At 50.9% G+C, this 19,786-nt stretch carries 17 protein-coding genes; all 17 read left to right on the top strand.

Annotation, left to right across the window (positions count from 1 at the left end; genetic code table 11):
- Window positions 1-366 precede the first annotated feature (366 nt).
- Window positions 367-1,437, top strand: coding sequence for a dTDP-glucose 4,6-dehydratase (gene rfbB / locus QUD86_RS09360; protein WP_286296961.1), 1,071 nt, complete (start codon window positions 367-369; stop codon window positions 1,435-1,437).
- An 8-nt stretch (window positions 1,438-1,445) separates the two neighbouring features.
- Entirely contained in the window at window positions 1,446-2,330 is an 885-nt protein-coding gene (gene rfbA / locus QUD86_RS09355; protein ID WP_286296960.1) for a glucose-1-phosphate thymidylyltransferase RfbA, read from the top strand.
- Entirely contained in the window at window positions 2,330-2,875 is a 546-nt protein-coding gene (gene rfbC / locus QUD86_RS09350) for a dTDP-4-dehydrorhamnose 3,5-epimerase (protein WP_286296959.1), read from the top strand. The genes rfbA and rfbC overlap by 1 nt, the downstream gene beginning before the upstream one ends.
- A complete protein-coding gene (locus QUD86_RS09345; RefSeq protein WP_286296957.1) occupies window positions 2,875-3,693 on the top strand; it encodes an ABC transporter permease in 819 nt (272 codons plus the stop codon). Before rfbC ends, QUD86_RS09345 begins: the two co-directional genes overlap by 1 nt.
- A complete protein-coding gene (locus QUD86_RS09340; RefSeq protein WP_286296955.1) occupies window positions 3,683-5,047 on the top strand; it encodes an ABC transporter ATP-binding protein in 1,365 nt (454 codons plus the stop codon). Before QUD86_RS09345 ends, QUD86_RS09340 begins: the two co-directional genes overlap by 11 nt.
- A gap of 17 nt (window positions 5,048-5,064) precedes the next feature.
- A complete protein-coding gene (locus QUD86_RS09335; protein ID WP_286296953.1) occupies window positions 5,065-6,186 on the top strand; it encodes an FkbM family methyltransferase in 1,122 nt (373 codons plus the stop codon).
- 38 nt (window positions 6,187-6,224) lie between these two features.
- A complete protein-coding gene (locus tag QUD86_RS09330) occupies window positions 6,225-9,299 on the top strand; it encodes a rhamnan synthesis F family protein (RefSeq protein ID WP_353506532.1) in 3,075 nt (1,024 codons plus the stop codon).
- Window positions 9,299-10,489, top strand: coding sequence for a hypothetical protein (locus tag QUD86_RS09325; RefSeq protein ID WP_286296951.1), 1,191 nt, complete (start codon window positions 9,299-9,301; stop codon window positions 10,487-10,489). Before QUD86_RS09330 ends, QUD86_RS09325 begins: the two co-directional genes overlap by 1 nt.
- A gap of 71 nt (window positions 10,490-10,560) precedes the next feature.
- On the top strand, window positions 10,561-12,483 hold the full coding sequence (locus QUD86_RS09320) for a hypothetical protein (protein WP_286296949.1): 1,923 nt from the start codon (window positions 10,561-10,563) through the stop codon (window positions 12,481-12,483).
- Window positions 12,480-13,256: a glucose-1-phosphate cytidylyltransferase gene (gene rfbF / locus QUD86_RS09315; RefSeq protein ID WP_286296946.1), complete on the top strand. Its 777-nt coding sequence runs from the start codon at window positions 12,480-12,482 to the stop codon at window positions 13,254-13,256. Before QUD86_RS09320 ends, rfbF begins: the two co-directional genes overlap by 4 nt.
- Window positions 13,238-14,332 (top strand): CDP-glucose 4,6-dehydratase, encoded by a 1,095-nt coding sequence (gene rfbG, locus QUD86_RS09310; protein ID WP_286298769.1) that lies wholly within the window; start codon window positions 13,238-13,240, stop codon window positions 14,330-14,332. The genes rfbF and rfbG overlap by 19 nt, the downstream gene beginning before the upstream one ends.
- A gap of 20 nt (window positions 14,333-14,352) precedes the next feature.
- A complete protein-coding gene (rfbH, locus tag QUD86_RS09305; RefSeq protein WP_286296943.1) occupies window positions 14,353-15,675 on the top strand; it encodes a lipopolysaccharide biosynthesis protein RfbH in 1,323 nt (440 codons plus the stop codon).
- 18 nt (window positions 15,676-15,693) lie between these two features.
- Window positions 15,694-16,740, top strand: coding sequence for an NAD-dependent epimerase/dehydratase family protein (locus tag QUD86_RS09300; protein WP_286296940.1), 1,047 nt, complete (start codon window positions 15,694-15,696; stop codon window positions 16,738-16,740).
- Window positions 16,737-17,555, top strand: coding sequence for a transketolase (locus QUD86_RS09295; protein WP_286296937.1), 819 nt, complete (start codon window positions 16,737-16,739; stop codon window positions 17,553-17,555). The genes QUD86_RS09300 and QUD86_RS09295 overlap by 4 nt, the downstream gene beginning before the upstream one ends.
- On the top strand, window positions 17,552-18,484 hold the full coding sequence (locus QUD86_RS09290) for a transketolase family protein (RefSeq protein ID WP_286296934.1): 933 nt from the start codon (window positions 17,552-17,554) through the stop codon (window positions 18,482-18,484). The genes QUD86_RS09295 and QUD86_RS09290 overlap by 4 nt, the downstream gene beginning before the upstream one ends.
- A complete protein-coding gene (locus QUD86_RS09530) occupies window positions 18,373-18,846 on the top strand; it encodes a GtrA family protein (RefSeq protein WP_353506531.1) in 474 nt (157 codons plus the stop codon). Before QUD86_RS09290 ends, QUD86_RS09530 begins: the two co-directional genes overlap by 112 nt.
- On the top strand, window positions 18,839-19,774 hold the full coding sequence (locus tag QUD86_RS09285; RefSeq protein ID WP_286296932.1) for a glycosyltransferase: 936 nt from the start codon (window positions 18,839-18,841) through the stop codon (window positions 19,772-19,774). The genes QUD86_RS09530 and QUD86_RS09285 overlap by 8 nt, the downstream gene beginning before the upstream one ends.
- Window positions 19,775-19,786: the final 12 nt, after the last annotated feature.

The following is a 19,786-nucleotide window of genomic DNA, read 5'->3' as shown; positions in this document are numbered from 1 at the left end:
AAATTACCTGTAAACGCCATCAAAGGTTACAATAGGTAAGATAATTTTAAGTAAGTGCAGGGTGTCGGTAGCTTCTCAGGGAGGCTGCAATGTACCCCCTCCCCCCGCAATCCAGCCCGCCAAATGGCGGGTCTGAGTGTGTTGCCGGGGAATTTTTTTTGGTGGAGGTGGGTTGGTGAATCAACTCAAAAAGGTCTCGATTGCGGTAGATACAACTTGTTCAGCGAAAAGTAACTCTGGTTCTGATAAGAATCATCAGAGTGCGGTAGCTTTGCAACAACACGCCCAGATTCTTCTGGGCCATTCAAACAAGTCTCGTTCTATTCAAAGCATCCCCCACCTCACGTTCTGTGAAGAGGTGGCTTCTTGAGCATATTGGTTACTGGCGGTGCCGGATTTATTGGCAGCAACTTCGTTCTCGACTGGTTGAATCAGTCCGATGAGCCCGTCATCAATCTCGACAAACTCACCTACGCCGGCAATCTCGAGAATCTCGCTAGCCTGCAAGGCGACTCACGTCACATCTTCATACGTGGCGACATCGGCGATGCTACGCTGGTATCCAGCCTTCTTGCCGAACACAAACCCCGCGCCATCATCAACTTTGCAGCCGAATCTCACGTCGACCGCAGCATTCACGGCCCAGAAGACTTCATCCAGACCAACATCGTCGGCACCTTCCACTTGCTGGAATCTGTCCGCGCTTATTGGAATGGGTTAGAGGGCACGGCCAAAACCAGCTTCCGCTTTCTGCATGTATCCACTGACGAAGTTTACGGCTCCCTCGCAAAAGACGACCCCGCCTTCACCGAAGGCAACCGCTACGAGCCCAACAGCCCGTACTCGGCCAGCAAGGCTGCGAGCGACCACTTGGTGCGCGCCTACCACCACACCTACGGCCTGCCGGTGCTCACCACCAACTGCTCCAACAACTACGGCCCCTATCACTTCCCGGAAAAGCTCATCCCGCTGATGATCGTTAATGCGCTCGCCGGCAAGTCTCTGCCCGTATACGGTGATGGACAGCAGATCCGCGACTGGCTCTACGTCAAAGACCATTGCAGCGCCATTCGCCGCGTACTCGAGGCGGGAAAGGTTGGCGAGATTTACAACATCGGCGGCTGTAACGAAAAGCCTAACCTCGAAATCGTCCATACCGTTTGCGCACTGCTCGATGAACTCAGCGCCCGAGCCGACGGTAATAGCTACCGTGAGAAAATCACCTACGTGACCGACCGACCCGGCCATGATCGCCGCTACGCCATTGACGCGAGCAAGATAGAGCGTGAACTTGGCTGGCAGCCAGCAGAAACCTTCGATACCGGCATTCGCAAAACCGTTGAGTGGTATCTGGAAAACCAGAGCTGGGTAGCCAACGTTCAAGCCGGCACCTACCGCGAATGGGTTGAAAAGAACTACGCAGATCGCGCCCTATGACTCAAACTATGACCCAACGCAAAGGCATCATCCTGGCCGGTGGCTCCGGCAGCCGCCTGCACCCGGCCACACTCGCTATCAGCAAGCAGTTGCTGCCGGTGTACGACAAGCCCATGATCTACTACCCACTCAGCACCCTCATGCTGGCGGGTATTCGGGATGTGCTCATCATCAGCACCCCACAAGACACGCCGCGTTTTGCGCAGCTGCTGGGCGATGGCAGCCAGTGGGGCATGAACCTGCAGTACGCCGTGCAGCCCAACCCGGATGGACTGGCCCAAGCCTTCATCATTGGCGAGCAGTTCATCGGCAACAGCCCCTCTGCGCTGGTGCTGGGCGACAACATTTTTCATGGCCACGACTTCCACCAGCTTCTGGCCAACGCCACCGCCCGCACCGACGGTGCAAGCGTATTTGCCTACCACGTGCATGACCCAGAGCGCTACGGCGTAGCAGAGTTTGATGCTGATGGTAAAGTGCTGACTCTTGAAGAAAAGCCCCTGCAACCTAAATCTAACTACGCCGTTACCGGCCTGTATTTTTACGACCAGCAGGTGGTTGAACTTGCCAAAGCAATCAAACCATCGGCCAGAGGCGAGATCGAAATTACCGATCTCAACAGCATGTATTTAGAACAAAACAAACTTAATGTCGAAATTATGGGCCGAGGCTATGCCTGGCTGGACACCGGCACCCACGAATCCCTGCTCGAGGCCAGCCAGTTCATCGCCACCCTGGAAAACCGCCAAGGCCTCAAAGTCGCCTGTCCGGAAGAAATCGCCTACCGGCAACACTGGATCGATGCCGCCCAACTTGAAAAGCTCGCGCAGCCGCTGAGCAAAAACGGCTATGGGCAATACCTGTTACGTGTGCTCAAGGAGCAAGTGTTCTGATGAAAGCCACCCCCCTCGCCATCCCCGACGTTGTCTTGTTTGAATCCAAAGTATTCGGCGACGACCGCGGTTTTTTTTATGAGAGCTTCAACCAGGCCCAGTTTGAAGCCGCCATCGGCAAGCCGGTTACCTTTGTGCAAGACAATCACTCCCGCTCCGCCAAGGGCGTGCTGCGCGGTCTGCATTACCAAATCCAGCAGCCGCAGGGCAAGCTCGTGCGCGTGGTGCAGGGCGAGGTGTTTGATGTAGCGGTAGACATCCGCAAATCGTCCCCCACCTTTGGCCAATGGGTGGGCGAAATCTTGTCGGCAGACAACAAACGCCAGCTCTGGGTGCCGCAAGGCTTTGCTCATGGCTTTGTGGTGCTGTCAGATACCGCCGAGTTTCTGTACAAAACCACCGACTACTACGCCCCCCAGTTTGAGCGCTGCATTGTCTGGAATGACGCAAGCTTGGCCATTGATTGGCCTGTGCAGGACACCCCAGCCCTGTCGGGCAAAGACGCACAGGGTACGGCCTTTAAAACAGCAGAGGTCTTTGTCTGATGCAAAACTTTTCCATCTCCCCCAAAGAAATGGTCGCCAGCTTATGGCGCAACCGTGGCCTGGTAAAGGCGCTGGTACAGCGCGAAGTCATCGGGCGCTACCGTGGCTCGGTCATGGGCATCCTCTGGCCGTTTTTCAACCCCGTATTCATGCTGGTGGTTTACACCTTTGTCTTCAGCGTGGTGTTCAAGGCGCGCTGGAGTGGCGGTAGCGATTCAAAAACTGAATTTGCCCTAATACTTTTTGCCGGGCTGATCGTGTTCAACTTGTTTGCAGAATGCTTCAATCGTGCACCGGGCTTGATTCTAGCCAACGTCAACTACGTCAAAAAAGTAGTGTTCCCCCTGGAGATACTCCCCTGGGTTGCCTTGGGGTCGGCCATGTTCCATGCCCTGATTAATCTTGGCGTTTGGCTCATCGCTTACCTTATTCTTTTTGGTGTGCCGCACATCACCGTATTGCTGTTGCCACTGGTCATCTTGCCGCTGATGCTGTTTATCATGGGGCTAACCTGGGGGCTGGCATCGTTGGGCGTCTATCTGCGCGACGTCTCCCAGTTCATCGGCATCCTCACCACGGTGCTGATGTTTCTTTCGCCCATTTTTTACCCCGCCAGCGCGCTACCAGAAAAGTACCGCCACCTGCTGCTATTAAACCCCCTCACCCCCGCAATCGAACAGGCACGTGACGTACTGTTCTGGGGAAAAGTGCCAGATATATCCATGCTTACGGTCTATCTGCTAGTGGCAGCATTAATCGCCTGGCTGGGTTTTGCATGGTTCCAGAAGACACGTAAAGGATTTGCCGATGTCCTCTGATATTGCCATCAAGGTCAGCAACCTCTCCAAGTGCTACCAGATTTACGAGCAGCCGCATGATCGGTTAAAGCAGTCAATTTATCCGCGTTTGCAGCGGCTTGCCGGGAAACAGCCCAAACAATATTTCCGCGAATTTTGGGCCCTAAAAGATGTGTCTTTCGAGATCAAAAAAGGCGAAACTGTCGGCATCATCGGGCGTAACGGCAGCGGCAAATCCACCTTGCTGCAAATGATCTGTGGCACGCTTAATCCCACCAGCGGCAGCATTCAAACCAATGGTCGCATCGCAGCATTACTGGAGTTAGGCTCAGGCTTTAATCCAGAATTCACTGGGCGCGAAAACGTTTATATGAATGCCGCCATAATCGGTTTGAGTAGAGAAGAAACCGAAGCGCGCTTTGATGACATTATCGCCTTTGCCGATATTGGCGACTTCATCGAGCAACCCGTTAAAACCTATTCCAGCGGCATGTATGTGCGCTTAGCTTTTGCCGTAATTGCACATGTGGATGCGGATATTTTGGTGGTGGATGAGGCATTGGCAGTTGGGGATACTTTTTTTACACAAAAGTGCATGCGCTTTATACGTCAATTCCAAATGAATGGCGGTACTCTTCTCTTGGTTAGTCATGACATGGCCACGATGATTAATATTTGCCAGTCTGCTGTGATGTTATTCGCAGGTGGTCAACGCAGGGCAATCACCGGTTCTGCTGAAGCGTTGTGTAAAGACTACTTAAATCAAATTTATGACGATCCAACGCGACACGAGCAAGTTGAACAACAGCGTTCTCTACATGCCCAGTCATCGCAGCGAGAAAACGCTAGGACGCATAAAGTTCTAAAGGGAGCTGCTCCAGAAATCAATGCATATGCAGTATCGGATTTTCGTGCTGACGCTGAACACTTCGGTAAAGGTGGCGTCACGATTATTGATGCCGGTTTTTTTGATGAGGACAGGAATCGACTCACTACAGTAATTGGTGGGCAGCCGGTTTGTTTTATTGTTAGCGTGCGTGCAAATCAGCCTGTTTTATATCCAGCGGTCGGGCTAATGGTAAAAGACCGACTCGGGCAATATCTTTACACGGAAGGGACTGATAAAACGTTTCGTCATCATCAGCTTGCATTCGAAGCGGGTGAGAGAATCGACACAATATTCCATTTTACAATGCCGCTCCTGCTTCGCGGTCAATATACAATCAATGTCGCCATAGCTGAAGGCATGGGTGATGAGCATATTCAGCATCACTGGATGCACGATACGGTAAAAATTGAATCAATATCTGGCCCAGTTGTGCATGGTATAGGTGGGCTACTAAATTCGGATATAACGATGGAATTTTTCCCGTAAGCACAGGAAGCTACAGCATGAGTCTAATATCCACTCGTTATGGCGAGTTCAATATTATTGATACTGATAGCGTGATTTCAGGCTCACTTCGTCTATATGGCGAGTGGGCGCAACACGAAATTGACCTGCTAGCATATTTTATACAACCGGGCTCAGTGGTTGTTGATGCTGGGGCGTTTATTGGTACCCATGCACGCGCTTTCTCGGCACTTGTTGGTGCTACTGGAAAGGTGTTGGCCTTCGAGCCTCGTCAGGCTACAGGCGCTGTTTTGATTGAAAATGCGAGGCTGTCACCTATCGCAAATATACGCGTAATCAACTCTGCATTGGGCTCTACTGAAAAGACAGTTACAGTTCAATCACAACATATCGAAACAGGTGACAACTTTGGCGCATTAACCCTTAAGCCAACTGAGGGCAAAGATGATTCGGGAGAAAAGGTTGCCATTACTACTCTCGATGCTTATATGCTTGATCGATTGGATTTTATAAAAATCGATGTGGAGGGAATGGAGCTTGAGGTACTAAATGGCGCTAAAAAAACAGTTGCACGATGCCGCTCCATTATATTTGCGGAATGCAACTCGCTAGAAGCTAGTGTGCCACTCATCAAGTGGGGTCAAGAGCAAAATTACAAAGTTTATGGTGTGCTAAGCCCTGCATATAACCAGCACAATTACGCGGGTAAAGCTGAGAATATTTTTGGTGCGGCTCAAGAAACAGGGGTGCTACTCATTCCAATAGAGTCCAGTTCAAAATTTGAAGAAATTATATCCAAGCAAAATCTACCGCAAATAAAAACAGCCGATGACTTGGTGCTGTTATTACTCCACAAGCCACAGTATCCATATGAGGTACTCGCGCATACCGCAACTGCGTCAGCTCTTTCGCTAGAGTACTCATCGCCAATGGCTGAGATGTTAATCAATCAAGAAGTGGTGAACAGTGAGATACATGCAGCGAATGGCCGAGCATTACTTGCCGATCGCGACGAGCAGATCATCAGCATCAATAAGGATTTAATTCAATCCAGAGCAGATGCTGTTGATATACGCCAATCTAAGAGCTTTCGGCTGGGTTATTATCTGTTGCATCCTTGGCAAATACCGCAATGGATATGGAAGTTTTCAAAAAAATGATGGGTGGAAGGTCTGTGTCTAACATACGAAAAATATCGATGGATCAAGTGGATCCAATAGCGATTGTTATTCATGTTTTTTATGAAGATGTTTTTGAAGAAATACTTGGTTGCCTTGACCGTATAAATCTCGTCAAACATAAGCTCTATGTGACATGTCCACAAGATAATGAAGAGCGTATCCAGAAGCGTTTAGCAGCTGCTGGCCACGATTATTTTTTACTACCTGTTGAAAATCGTGGGCGTGACATCCTCCCATTTCTCTCAGTCATACCCATAATAATAGCTGACGGGTATGCAATACTTATTAAAGTGCATACAAAAAAATCACCTCACCGTGAGGATGGTCAAGCTTGGCTAAGGGGTTTGCTTGACGCGCTACTTACCGATCAATCCATTAGTCGCGCGCTTAATTATTTAAAAAAAAATCCTAAACTAGGCATCCTGGTTCCAGAAGATTGTATCGTTCCAATACAACATTATTTTGAGGCGAATTCTGCGAGAACTTTGCACTTTGCTGAGAAACTCAAAGTTGATAATACAACACTGAATCAACTTACATACGCAGCAGGCACCATGTTTTTTGCGCGCTCCTCGGCATTAATCCCTCTTTTGGATTTTAATCTTACCAATGATGACTTTGAGCCAGAAGCGGGGCAACTTGATGGCACTATGGCTCATGCTATAGAACGAGTGATTTCATTAAGCGTGCAGGCATCTCAGCATAGCTTTGGGGGTATCAAGAAAAATGGAGATTTTTTTATCCCGGAGCCTCTATCTTATGAGGATTGGCAGATTAAAGAACTCAAAAAAGAGGTGGCTGAGTGCTGGGCGAAGATAAAGTACCTTAGAGAAACAGTGTCAGGCAGGGAAGGGCAAATTGCCAGCCTGAATCAAGCCATTTGTGAACGAAGCTCTCCTATCGAAGAGATATTTTCGTCTACTTCTTGGCGAATCACATCGCCATTGCGCAAGGTGGGGGCGTGGGGCAGGAGGGTGATTCGGATATGGAAACTATTCCAGAGTTACCGACAGAGACATAGTGGCGCAGCAGGCATTCACCGCCTAGCTGTGCGGGTTTATGAGACTCTGGCTAAAGGGGGCCTCGGGGGCCTCGGTGGCCTGCGTAAGACTATCGGGTTGCACGAAGCAAGGCGATTGAATTCCTCGACTCTGACGCCTCTTCATCACCCTCACTACATTCTCCCGCTGGAGGAGATCGACTCAGCAAATGCGCTGACGATTCAGGACGTCGCCGTCCATGCGCATATTTACTACTCGGAACTTGCGCCGGAAATCCGGCATTATCTAGAGAATATCCCGGTCCCCTTTAATCTCTACGTGACGACTGACACGGCCGACAAGGCGGCTAGCATCAAAACCACTTTAGCCGGTATGTTGAACGTCCTCGCACTTGACATTCGTGTCGTGCCAAATCGTGGACGCGACATCGGCCCAATGCTTGTAGAGCTAGGTGAAACGCTCACCCGTCATGAGATCGTGCTCCACATCCACACCAAACGCTCCCCGCACAACCCCAATCTGCGGGGCTGGCGCCGCTACTTGATGCAATCGCTGCTCGGCAATCCACGCCTTGTCGCTGCCATTCTTGACCGCTTCGCGAGAGAAAAGCAACTCGGTATCCTGTACCCTCAGACCTATCATCCCGTCATTCCATTCATGCGCATTGGCGGAAATGCTGCGGCCATGAGCACGCTTCTACGAAGAGCGGGGCGTGATGATGCAGAGATTGAAAATATAGACACGACAGACTTTCCAGCTGGTTTCATGTTGTGGTTCCGTGGTAATGCAATCGAGCCTTTCATCCGCATGAAATTCGGCATTGAGGAGTTTGATTTCGAAGCTGGTCAGGACGACAGCACGCTGGCGCACGCTATTGAGAGAATCCTTCCCTATTTTGCAAGTATCGGCGGGTTTAGTCATCAATCTTTCTTGCCTGTGCGCATGCTTTCTCCAACTCATCCTGGCGCTGTTCCGCTTTCCGAGCTGTTGTCTGTCCTGCCCTCCTCATTGATAGCGATTCGTATTATTTTCGACCATAATATTGGTGGAGGAGCAAACCGATATAGCCGTGATTTAATCAATGCGATTATCGCTGAAGGTTCAACTGTTCTGCGAATTTATTATGCGAATCACGCTTGGTTTGTCGAGTGGATTGCCGCCGACGATGGCATGATTTTCGTAGAAGCAAGTACAGATGCTCTTTTTGAAGCCCTTGCCGGAGTCGGTGCCGAGGTCATCATCGTCAACTCGCCCTACATGTATCCAGAGATTGATCGGGTCATCGAGAACATAGTGAGCCTTGCCAGAGCAACTGGTATGTCGGTCGATTACAAGGTGCATGACTTTTATGTAATTTGTCCTTCACAGCACCTGCTTGAAAATAATGATCAGTATTGTTCTGTCCCACAAGATGTCAATGTATGCAACTCCTGTCTCGTCAAAAATAAGTATGTGCATTGGGGAGCCAACCAGCCCGTTGACATAGTTAAATGGCGTCAGCCATTTGTTGATTTATTTGAGATTGCATCAACAATTACCATTTTTGATCCCTCTTCGGTAGAAATCATGAGGCGAGTGTTTAATTTTGATGATGCGAAGATTCGGGTGGTGCCGCATGAACACTTATCCTTTAAGCATGTTCAGACGGTGGGCCTTGGTGGCCCCTTGCACATAGGTATGTTTGGCACTCTTACCGAAGCCAAAGGCTCTGTGGTAATCAATAAGCTGGCTGAATTTATTGCGTCGCATAACTTGAATGTTCCTATTACCCTCGTCGGTAGCAGCCATGTGCTTACCGAGCCTAGCCTCAGAGTGCTCGGCACGTATAAGCATGAGGAATTACCACACATTGTGCAAAGGGAGGGTATCAACGTGTTTCTGATGGCCTCTATCATTCCGGAAACTTTTAGCTATACCATTTCTGAGGCCATGCAGATGGAGTTGCCCATCGTTGCATTCGATATTGGCGCTCAAGGTAACCGTGTTAAACAATATAAATTTGGAAAAGTTGTCCCATTAGATTCTTCACTTGAAGTAATCTTGGAAGCGATTCAATCAGTCCTAAAAATAGCGCAAGGATTAAAAAGATAATGCTCGTCTACACCTCCATCACCAAAAGTTACCTCCCTAAGGCAAGAGTTCTTGCGAAGTCGGTTAAACGTTTTCACCCAGACTGGACATTTGTATTGCTCTATTCCGATGATCTTCCAGTTGGTTTTGACCTCGGGCAGGAACCGTTCGACGAGGTTCTCACAATTGAACAACTCGGCATCCCGAACTGGAAGAGTTGGGCGTTTGGTCACGCTGTTGTTGAGCTATGCACTGCGGTGAAGGGGCCTGCGGCTGAATTGCTAGCGCAGCGCGCTGGTGTTAATAAAATCATGTATAACGATCCAGACATTAAGGTGTTTAGCTCACTGTCCACGCTTGAATCGCAGCTCGATCAATATGAGATTTTACTAACGCCGCATTTGCTCGATATGGAGAGCGATATTAATGCGATACAAGATAACGAGATTTCAGCGCTAAAACATGGTGTCTATAATTTGGGTTTCTTTGCAGCTAGAACTTCTGGTCAAGGCCTAGATTTTATACGCTGGTGGGCAGAGCGACTGCGACTTTTCTGCCGTGATGACATTCCGGCTGGTTTGTTTACTGATCAACGCTGGTGTGACCTTGCTCCTGCATTCTTTAGTGGACTGGGCATTGTTAGAGATCGGGGGTGCAATGTTGCCACATGGAATATCGCACATCGTTGTCTCTCCAAGGATAATGCTGGGGATTTCTTTGTTGCGGGCGTGCCATTGCGCTTCTATCACTTTACCAGCTACGATAGTGGCGCCGGTATTGGCATGCTTAAGAAGTTTGCAACCAACCAAACAGTGGCGCATGAGCTTTGGGATGTATATGGAAAAGATTTAGTTGCTGAGGGGCATGGTGATGCACGTTATACGGGTTGGCATTATGGCCAGTACGATAATGGTGAAACTATTTCGCGTGAAGCTAGACGCCTTTACCAGGCAAGGACGGATTTGCAGAAGGCTTTTCCTGATCCTTACAGTGTGGTGCAGCCATGCTTCCTAAGTTGGTGGAAGGATGAAGTCGCGCAAGGCAATCTCACAGTATCCAACAGCGTCGGCTGTAAACATAGAACAGTGATTGAGCGGATTATACAAGGAGTTTGCTCGCCGAGCATTGGAATTCATATTGCCAAGTCGGCGATGGGGGTGTTGAGGCGAGAGGGAATTTCGAGTTTTATTAAACGTGTACGTAAGTACTAGTAACAGACCCAATCCTATATTGAGCGTTTAAAGTTTTTTCAACGAAAATCCAACGTAAATAAACATTGTAAATGATCGAAATATCAAAACAAGACAAAGTATCAGGCTTGGGCACCCTCCTTGACATAAAGGGGTGGGTGAGTTACCTGAGGATACTGGCGGTTGTGAGTATGTTGCTTGCCAGTTTTAGTATGACCTTCACAGACAGCTTGGTAATTTATGCTCATAAGAATAAGCCGGATGTTTTGCAGGTTTTTTTTCCTATAAACGGTACATATAGCGAAGAAAATAGCCAGAGATCGGCACTCACTGAGAATAAAGAGCACGGTATAAATATCCCCTTGCCGCGAACACCAGTCGCTCATATTCGCATAGACCCTGCTAATGAAGCGGGGGAACTAGTAATAAATAAAATTGAATTGAAGCATTTGTTTGGCATAGAGACTTTTATGTCAAATGATTTGCTTGCTCGCTCAAAGCCGCTTCAGATGATCGACAAGTTAGAGGTGACACCTGCTGGCTTGCTCATCCATTCAACGGGAAATGACCCTGCATTTGAATTTCAATTAAAACGTCCGTCCGTTGCATCTCAGTTAACAAAGATTGGAATAATCAGCATTCTTTTGTCCCTTGTTATGTTCTTGGGAGCAAAGATACTGGCGGGCGAAAAAATGCTGGCAGCCAGGGAAAGAGTTTATGTATTAGCAATACCCTTGTTGGCATCGCTAGCGGTTTCGGCATTGTTCTATCCAGGGTTTATGTCGTATGACACGCTGCATGCGCTTCGCGGTGCAAGAAATGGTGTCACAGATTCGATGTGGCCACCGATGGTTAGTTATGTCTGGCGTGCCGTTGATATGGTGTCATTTAATCCAGCTGCCATGCATTTCTCGCAAGTATTCCTTTTGCTACTTTCTGTTTTCTTTGTGGTGTTCATTTTTACAAAGAAAATAAGTTATGCGATGGCATTCCTGTTCATATATTTAAGCATTCCAGTGGTGCTTGGCACTGTGGCAGTTATTTGGAAAGATGTTCTGATGGCGGCCTTCTTTATGGCTGGCTTTGCGGTTATCGTGGCCATGAGGGTTGTAGTAAATAGGTGGGTATTCATCTTTCTGTCTCTGTTCGCAGTGTTCTTAATATTTCTCGGAGTTTGTTCACGGCATAATGCCATCACGGGTGCTGTTCCATTGCTTTTCTACTTTGCATTGATTGTGTGTTCTCGTGTGTTAAAAAAACCTTCGAACATATGGCTTGGTGCAATTTTGTTAGGTTCTGTTCTGACTGGCGCAGTTTATGTTACGAAGACTCAATTAGATAATTACTCGCTGCCGAATTTCGAGAAGCTTAATAACAGCACGGCGGTGTTTATGCAATCTGTCCGTGTTCTTGATGTTGCTAGTGCAAGTCTTTGTGTTGGTAGCAATCTTTTCGCTGAAATGGCTCCCAATTTGTCTCTTGCTGAAATAAATACTGGATATGACCCAAGGCATATAAATTTATCAGCAGGTTTGCTAAACAGGATCGGCTACGATGATAGAATCAACAAGATATGGCTGAGTGTTGCGCTTCATCATCCGATTTGTTTTCTTAACAACAAATTTCAAATAACAAAATATATGGTTGGTGCTAACGAAGGCGATCAATTCCTAATTACTAGTCCATCGGTTGACAGTAATGAATATGGGTACAGCTTGGCGAAGTCTTCACTTCGTGATTCAGCGGTCGCTTATATAGTCCATGCTTCTAAGCTGCCATTTTTTAAGCCCTGGTTTTTGTATCTCATCTCAATTGCTTCTTTCGTTTATTTGATTCGAATTAGTAGATTAACAGCCGGTTACTTGACTATTTATTTATCGGCAGTCTTTTATTTTGCTGGCCTTGTAATATTTGGGAATGCGGCAGATGCTAGGCTGCTGTTTTATACTACGACCGGGTTTTCAATTATTACGTTTATTTCTGTATTTGAGTTTATTAAGAGGAAGCATAAATGAAAGCCGTCATACTTGCAGGCGGCCTGGGCACGCGCATCAGCGAAGAAACCCACACCAAGCCCAAACCCATGATCGAGATCGGTGGCAAGCCCATCTTGTGGCACATCTTGAAGACATATTCCCACCACGGCATCAATGACTTCATCATTTGCTGCGGATACAAGGGCTACGTCATCAAGGAGTATTTTGCCAACTACTTCTTGCACATGTCGGATGTCACCTTTGACATGAGCAAGAACAGCATGGAGGTGCATCAGCAAAGCGCCGAGCCCTGGCGCGTAACGTTGGTGGACACGGGCGACGACACCATGACCGGTGGCCGCCTCAAGCGCGTCGCCCCTTACTTGCAAGGGGAAGAAGATTTTTGCTTTACGTATGGTGATGGCGTGAGCGATGTCAACATCACCCAGCTCATTGAATTTCACCGCGCCCATGGTCTGCAAGCTACTCTTACCGCCACTTACCCGCCCGGCCGCTTTGGCGCGCTCGATATTCACACCGACCAGCGCATTACCGCCTTCAAGGAAAAGCCCAAGGGTGATGGCGGCATGATTAACGGTGGTTTCTTTGTGCTCTCGCCCAAGGTGATCGACCTGATTGCCAACGACCAAACTCTCTGGGAGCGCGAACCCCTGGAAGCGCTGGCCGAGTCCAGCCAGCTCAAAGCCTTTCAGCACAGCGGCTTCTGGCAGCCCATGGATACCTTGCGCGACAAGAACCACCTGGAAGAGCTGTGGCAATCTGGCAAAGCGCCATGGAAGGTGTGGGCATGAACCCGTCATTCTGGAGCGGCAAAAAAGTATTCCTCACCGGACACACCGGCTTCAAAGGAAGCTGGCTGAGCCTCTGGTTGCAGCAGCTCGGTGCTCAGGTCACCGGCTATGCCCTGCAGCCACCCACCAACCCCAGCCTATTTGAAGTAGCGCAGGTGGCGCAGGGCATGACATCCATCATTGGCGACATCCGCGATGGCACCATGTTGACCAATGCCATGCGACAGGCCGCGCCCGACATCGTCATCCACATGGCTGCCCAGCCGCTGGTGCGCCGCTCCTATGTGGACCCGGTCGAGACCTATTCCACCAACGTCATGGGCACCGTGAACCTTTTGGAAGCCGTGCGCCAAACCCCGTCCGTGCGCGCCATAGTGAATGTCACCACCGACAAGTGCTACGAAAACAAGGAATGGGTCTGGGGCTACCGCGAGAACGAACCTATGGGCGGCTTCGACCCCTACAGCAGCAGCAAGGGCTGCGCCGAGCTGGTCACCGCCGCCTATCGCAACTCGTTCTTCAATTCATCACAACACAGCGAGCACCAAGTTGCCTTGGCAACGGCTAGAGCAGGCAACGTTATCGGTGGCGGAGATTGGGCCGAAGACCGGTTGATTCCAGACATTCTGCGCGCTATTCAAAATGGCCAGAGAGTCAACATCCGCAACCCCCATGCCACCCGCCCCTGGCAGCACGTTCTGGAGCCCTTAAGCGGATACCTTGCACTTGCCGAAAAGCTCTACACCGACGGTGCAGCCTTTGCAGAAGCCTTTAACTTCGGCCCTGCTGAAGAAGACGCCAAACCCGTGCAATGGATCGTCGAGCAACTCACACAAAGCTGGGGCGACGGCGCAAGCTGGCACCTGGACGGCGGCACCCACCCACATGAGGCTCATTACCTGAAGCTCGATTGCTCCAAAGCACGCGCCACGCTGGGTTGGCAGCCCCACTGGCAATTGGGCCAGACCCTTCAAGCCATCATCGTCTGGCACAAGGCACACAGCGCGCTCAAAGGCAGCCAAGACATGCGATCCCTGTGCTTGCAGCAGATCAACGACTACTCGACAGCCATCTAAATTCAGGAAATTTCCAACCCATGCAAAACGCAAAAACCCAAGCCATCCGCGACCAAATCGCCAAACTGGTCGAAGAGTATGCCGCCATCGCCCTGGCCCCCGATCCATTCTTGCCCGGCGCCACCATGGTGCCCCCTTCCGGCAAACTGCTTGATGCCGCCGAACTCAAAAACATGGTCGAAGCCTCGCTTGACGGCTGGCTCACCACAGGCCGCTTCAATGCTGAATTCGAGAAAAAGCTCGCGGCCTTTATCGGCATCAAGCACCTCATCACCGTCAACTCCGGCTCATCGGCCAACCTCGTAGCCTTCAGCACGCTCACGTCCCCCAAGCTGGGCGACCGGGCGATCAAGCCGGGCGATGAAGTCATCGGCGTGGCGGCCGGTTTCCCCACCACCGTCAACCCCATCCTCCAGTTTGGCGCCGTACCGGTGTTTGTGGATGTGGACCGCCTTACCCACAACATCGACGCCAGCAAGATCGAAGCGGCCATTGGCCCCAAGACCAAAGCCATCATGCTGGCGCACTCGCTGGGCAACACCTTCAATCTGGATGTCGTCACGGCCCTGTGCAAAAAATACAACTTGTGGCTGGTAGAAGACTGCTGTGATGCGCTGGGCAGTACTTACCGCGGCCAGATGGTCGGCACCTTTGGCGACATTGCGACCTTGAGCTTTTACCCCGCGCACCACATCACCATGGGCGAAGGCGGCGCAGTGTTTACCAAACACGACGAGCTTAAAGTTATTGCCGAGAGTTTTCGCGACTGGGGCCGCGACTGCTATTGCCAGCCCGGTAAAGACAACACCTGCGGCAAACGCTTTTGCCAGCAACTGGGTGAGCTGCCCTATGGCTACGACCACAAATACACCTACAGCCACCTGGGCTACAACCTCAAAATCACCGACATGCAAGCCGCCTGCGGCTTGGCGCAACTGGACAAGGCCGCGCAGTTCATCCAGGCCCGCAAAGACAACTACGCCTTCCTGAAAGAGCGACTCAAGGCGTGCGAAGAATTCGTCAGCCTGCCCGAGCCGACCGAACACTCGGACCCTTCCTGGTTCGGCTTCCCCATCACGCTGAAAGAAAACTGCCCGGTCACCCGGTTGGACTTGCTCACCTACCTGGACCAAAACAAGGTCGGCACCCGCCTGCTGTTTGCCGGCAACCTGACGCGCCAGCCTTACATGATCGGCGCCAACTACCGCATCAGCGGTGACCTTACCAACACCGACAACGTGATGAACAACACATTCTGGATTGGCGTTCAACCGGCGCTGACGCCTGAGATGCTGGAATTTGCAGCGCACAAGATCGAGACTTATCTCGGCGTGAACTTCTGATCTGCGATGCGTGCTGCCTTGCCCCAAGACGATCTTGACCTGGTGTTGTCGCTAACGCCAGAGTTCTGGTCGCGCTTTGGCGGGGCGAGACTTTTCATGACCGGCGGTACCGGCTTCATCGGAACGTGGCTGCTGCAGGTCCTGCAGCGCGCCAACGACAGGCTGGGCAGCAGAATGGAGTTGGTGGTGCTGACCCGGGACCCGGAACGTGCGCGGCAACAGGCCCCCCATGTTTTCAATAGACCTGACACCACCCTGGTGGCCGGCGACGTCAGCCACTTTGCCGCTCGGGTGGGCAAGTTAGACCTCTGCCTGCACGCCGCCACGGACGTGGGCGACCCGCACAAGGTTGGCGATCCCCTCAAGGTGTTTGATTCCATCGTGCAGGGAACGCGGCGCGTGCTTGATCTGGCTCATGCCAACGGCGCCTCGCGCTTTTTACTCACCTCAAGCGGCGCCGTCTATGGATCCCAGCCAACCAATCTGGAGCGCATCGCCGAAACTTATAGCGGCGCGCCTGACCCACTGCAGCCGGGCGCCGCGTATGGCAATGGTAAACGGGCCGCCGAGTGGCTGGCCTGCGCCCATGCGGCCCAGGCTTCGCAAGCCGGATTCGAGTCGTGCATTGCTCGCATATTTGCACTGATCGGCCCAGGCTTGCCGCTCAATGGTCCTTTTGCAGCGGGCAATTTCGTGCGCGACGCACTGGCCGGGCAAGCCATCCGCATTCAGGGCGACGGAAGGCCGTTGCGCTCCTACCTTTACATGGCCGACCTCTGCGTCTGGCTGTTGCGCATCCTCGGTACTGGCGCGGCGGGCCAGGCATACAACGTCGGCTCCGAAAATGCAGTGTCGATTGCAGCGCTGGCTCAGCAGGTGGTTTATGCGGCAGGCACGGATGCCCCCATCCAGGTGCAGACGCCAGCGGCCTCCGACGCGCCGGCACCTCGTTATGTGCCTGATACGTGCAAGGCTAGGCGCGAACTGGGCCTTGCCGAGTACACCCCGATCAATACCGCCCTACTCAAAACCATTCTATGGAGTCGTTCAGCGATGGCACTATGAACAAATTCAACGCAAATCACATCCGCAAAGTCATTCTCGATATGGCTTACTCGGGCGCTACCGTTCATATCGGCTGCGCATTCTCGATCGTGGAACTGCTTGCGGTGCTCTACCGTAACCACCTTCAGTTCGACCCCTCCAATCCCGCTTCACCGACCCGCGACTACATGGTGCTCAGCAAAGGCCACGGCGTGATGGCCCAGTACGCCTGCTTGCATGAACTGGGATTGCTCACGGACGACGATATTGGCCGCTACTTTCAAAACGGCACTCGCCTCAAGGGCCTAGCCGACGCCCATGTGCCCGGCGTGGAGGCTACGACAGGCTCGCTAGGGCACGGGCTGTCGGTCGCCACCGGCCTGGCACTGGCGGCCAAGCTGAACAAAACAAGCCAGACCTGCTATGCACTGGTTGGCGACGGCGAACTCAATGAGGGCGCCATTTGGGAAGCCGCCCTGTTTGCCTCCCACTTCAAGCTCGACAACCTCGTGGTGATTGTCGACAAGAACGGGTTTCAGGCCATGGGGCCGACCGACGAGGTCATCGCGCTGGGAAATATCGAAGAAAAGTTCAGGGCTTTCGGGTTTGATGCGGTCACCATCGACGGGCACGACGAAGAGGCTATCGACGCGGCGTACACCCGCATGAAAGCTGCCCGCAACGGCAGGCCCAAGGCGATTGTGGCCACCAGCGTCAAAGGCAAGGGCGTGTCCTTCATGGAACACGACAACATCTGGCACTACACGCGCCTGACACCCGAAACGTATGCCGCCGCCATCGCGGAGCTGGCAGAAAATGAGATGAGAGCAGTATGAGAAATGCATTTTCCGACGCACTGGTAGCCGCTGCGCTGGCCGACTCCAAAGTCTTGCTGCTCACGGGTGACCACGGCTATGCACTGTTTGACGCATTCCGCAAGGCGCGGCCCGAGCAGTACATCAATTGCGGCATTGCCGAGCAGAATATGGTGGGCGTGGCTGCGGGTCTGGCCAAGGCCGGGTTCAAACCCATTGTTTACGGGTTGGCCGCCTTTGTGCCCGTGCGTGTGCTTGAGCAGATCAAAATTGATGTTTGTTACGAGAACCTGCCCGTCATCCTGATTGGCGACGGTGCCGGCCTGGTTTACAGCCATCTGGGCACCAGCCATCAAAGCACCGAAGACATCGCGTGCACACGGGCCCTTCCTTCGCTGACCGTGCTGTCGCCGGCCGACCGTTTTGAAATGACCGCTACCCTGCAACTCGCGCTGCAGCTGGCTTCTCCAGTCTATTTGCGGGTGGGCAAAAGTGACCGAGGTGACGTGCATGCCGGTCCGGTCCGGTTGCAGGCCGGCGAATTGCTGCAAGTCAGGAAAGGTACACAACGCATAGCGCTGCTGGCCACTGGCTCCATGGTCAAGACGGCGTTGGAACTGGCCGATCAGGGCCTTGATGCAGAAGTCTGGAGCGTGCCCTCCATCAAGCCTCTAGGTCGGCAGCAACTGGCTGAAATTACCAGCCGTGTCGATTGCGTGATCACACTGGAGGAGCACTCGGTTATTGGTGGGCTGGGCGCTTGCGTGGCCGAAGAAGTCGCGGCACACCGGCCACTACCAGTCTGCCGCATTGGTATTGAAGACCGCTTCTCGGCTTATTGCGGGACCTGGGACTATCTGCTGCAGGAGCATCGACTGGACATAGATTCGGTGAAGCAGCGCATAGACGCCTTTATGCATCAACTGCGCGACAAGCAGGCGGCCCCTTGATTAGCAATCAATTCACAAGGTTTATATTCGTTGGAATTATAAATTCCATCGTTGGTTATGGGTGCTTTGCCTTGTTTTTATATATAGGTCTTCACTATACTCTGTCGCTATTTTTCGCAACAGTCGCTGGAGTCCTATTTAACTTTAAAAGCATCGGCACTTTGGTTTTTAAGTCGCATAATAACCAACTTATATTTCGATTTATTGGTTCTTATTCAATAATTTATCTCATTAATGCGGTTGGGATTGATGCTTTTACTCGCGTCGGACTAACTCCTTATGTTGGCGGGGTAATTCTAATTTTGCCAATGGCTGCGCTGGCATTTATCTTAAATAAGAGGTTTGTTTTTAATCATGTCTAAGCTAATAAGTATTGTTACCCCGTGCTATAACGAAGGGGAGAATATTGAAGAATTGTATCGACGCATTGTCGAGGTGATGGCCAAGCTTCCTTACAAATACGAACATATTTGCATTGATAACTGCTCAACAGACGATACCGTCAAGAAACTAAAAGCGATTGCCGCAAAAGACAAACGGGTTAAACTAATCGTCAACGCAAGAAACTTTGGGCACATAAGGTCACCTTATTATGCTTTACTTCAGTCGCGTGGAGACGCGAGTGTACTTATGGCTTCTGATTTGCAGGATCCGCCAGAAATGATAGTTGATTTTGTAAAGAAATGGGAAGAAGGTTTTAAAACGGTTCTGGCTGTCAAGCCTGAGAGTGAAGAGTCAGCTTTGATGTTCTTTGTGAGAAAAATTTACTATAGATTAATTTCCAGGATATCCGAGGTGCCCCTTGTTAGAAATGCAACGGGTGCAGGGCTTTTTGATCGAGTTATTATCGATATCTTACGTAAGATAGATGATCCGTATCCGTATTTTCGCGGTCTGCTGTGTGAGATAGGTTTTCCCATTGCTACAGTACCGTTTCGGCAGCCACGCCGGCAGCGTGGGATTACCGGTAATAATTTTTATACGCTATACGATATAGCCATGCTGGGGATTACGAATCATTCTAAAGTGCCATTGCGACTTATGTCGATTGGCGGCTTTCTTCTATCTATTCTCAGTTTATTTGTCGCCATTAGTTTTTTGATTGCGAAACTTATTTTTTGGAATTCTTTCCAGTTGGGATTCGCACCGATTTTGATCGGAATTTTCTTTTTTGGTGCGGTTCAAACGTTTTTTATGGGATTGCTTGGCGAATACATTGGGTCGATACATACACAGGTGCGAAACATGCCCTTAGTTGTCGAAGCGGAACGTGTAAATTTTGATTCTTAAGGAACCCAGATT

Origin of the sequence: Polynucleobacter sp. TUM22923, from assembly GCF_030295705.1 — a bacterium.
GTDB lineage: Bacteria > Pseudomonadota > Gammaproteobacteria > Burkholderiales > Burkholderiaceae > Polynucleobacter.
This window is presented reverse-complemented; position numbering and strand designations above follow the sequence as displayed.

What these genes read in the sequence shown, in the direction of transcription:
- QUD86_RS09290 (WP_286296934.1), top strand. Translation starts at nt 17,552, where the DNA reads ATGAGAAATGCATTTTCCGACGCACTGGTAGCCGCTGCGCTGGCCGAC.
- rfbH (WP_286296943.1), top strand. Translation starts at nt 14,353, where the DNA reads ATGCAAAACGCAAAAACCCAAGCCATCCGCGACCAAATCGCCAAACTG.
- QUD86_RS09345 (WP_286296957.1), top strand. Translation starts at nt 2,875, where the DNA reads ATGCAAAACTTTTCCATCTCCCCCAAAGAAATGGTCGCCAGCTTATGG.
- rfbC (WP_286296959.1), top strand. Translation starts at nt 2,330, where the DNA reads ATGAAAGCCACCCCCCTCGCCATCCCCGACGTTGTCTTGTTTGAATCC.
- QUD86_RS09285 (WP_286296932.1), top strand. Translation starts at nt 18,839, where the DNA reads ATGTCTAAGCTAATAAGTATTGTTACCCCGTGCTATAACGAAGGGGAG.
- rfbF (WP_286296946.1), top strand. Translation starts at nt 12,480, where the DNA reads ATGAAAGCCGTCATACTTGCAGGCGGCCTGGGCACGCGCATCAGCGAA.
- QUD86_RS09330 (WP_353506532.1), top strand. Translation starts at nt 6,225, where the DNA reads ATGGATCAAGTGGATCCAATAGCGATTGTTATTCATGTTTTTTATGAA.
- QUD86_RS09335 (WP_286296953.1), top strand. Translation starts at nt 5,065, where the DNA reads ATGAGTCTAATATCCACTCGTTATGGCGAGTTCAATATTATTGATACT.
- rfbG (WP_286298769.1), top strand. Translation starts at nt 13,238, where the DNA reads ATGGAAGGTGTGGGCATGAACCCGTCATTCTGGAGCGGCAAAAAAGTA.
- QUD86_RS09340 (WP_286296955.1), top strand. Translation starts at nt 3,683, where the DNA reads ATGTCCTCTGATATTGCCATCAAGGTCAGCAACCTCTCCAAGTGCTAC.
- QUD86_RS09320 (WP_286296949.1), top strand. Translation starts at nt 10,561, where the DNA reads ATGATCGAAATATCAAAACAAGACAAAGTATCAGGCTTGGGCACCCTC.
- QUD86_RS09295 (WP_286296937.1), top strand. Translation starts at nt 16,737, where the DNA reads ATGAACAAATTCAACGCAAATCACATCCGCAAAGTCATTCTCGATATG.
- rfbA (WP_286296960.1), top strand. Translation starts at nt 1,446, where the DNA reads ATGACCCAACGCAAAGGCATCATCCTGGCCGGTGGCTCCGGCAGCCGC.
- QUD86_RS09325 (WP_286296951.1), top strand. Translation starts at nt 9,299, where the DNA reads ATGCTCGTCTACACCTCCATCACCAAAAGTTACCTCCCTAAGGCAAGA.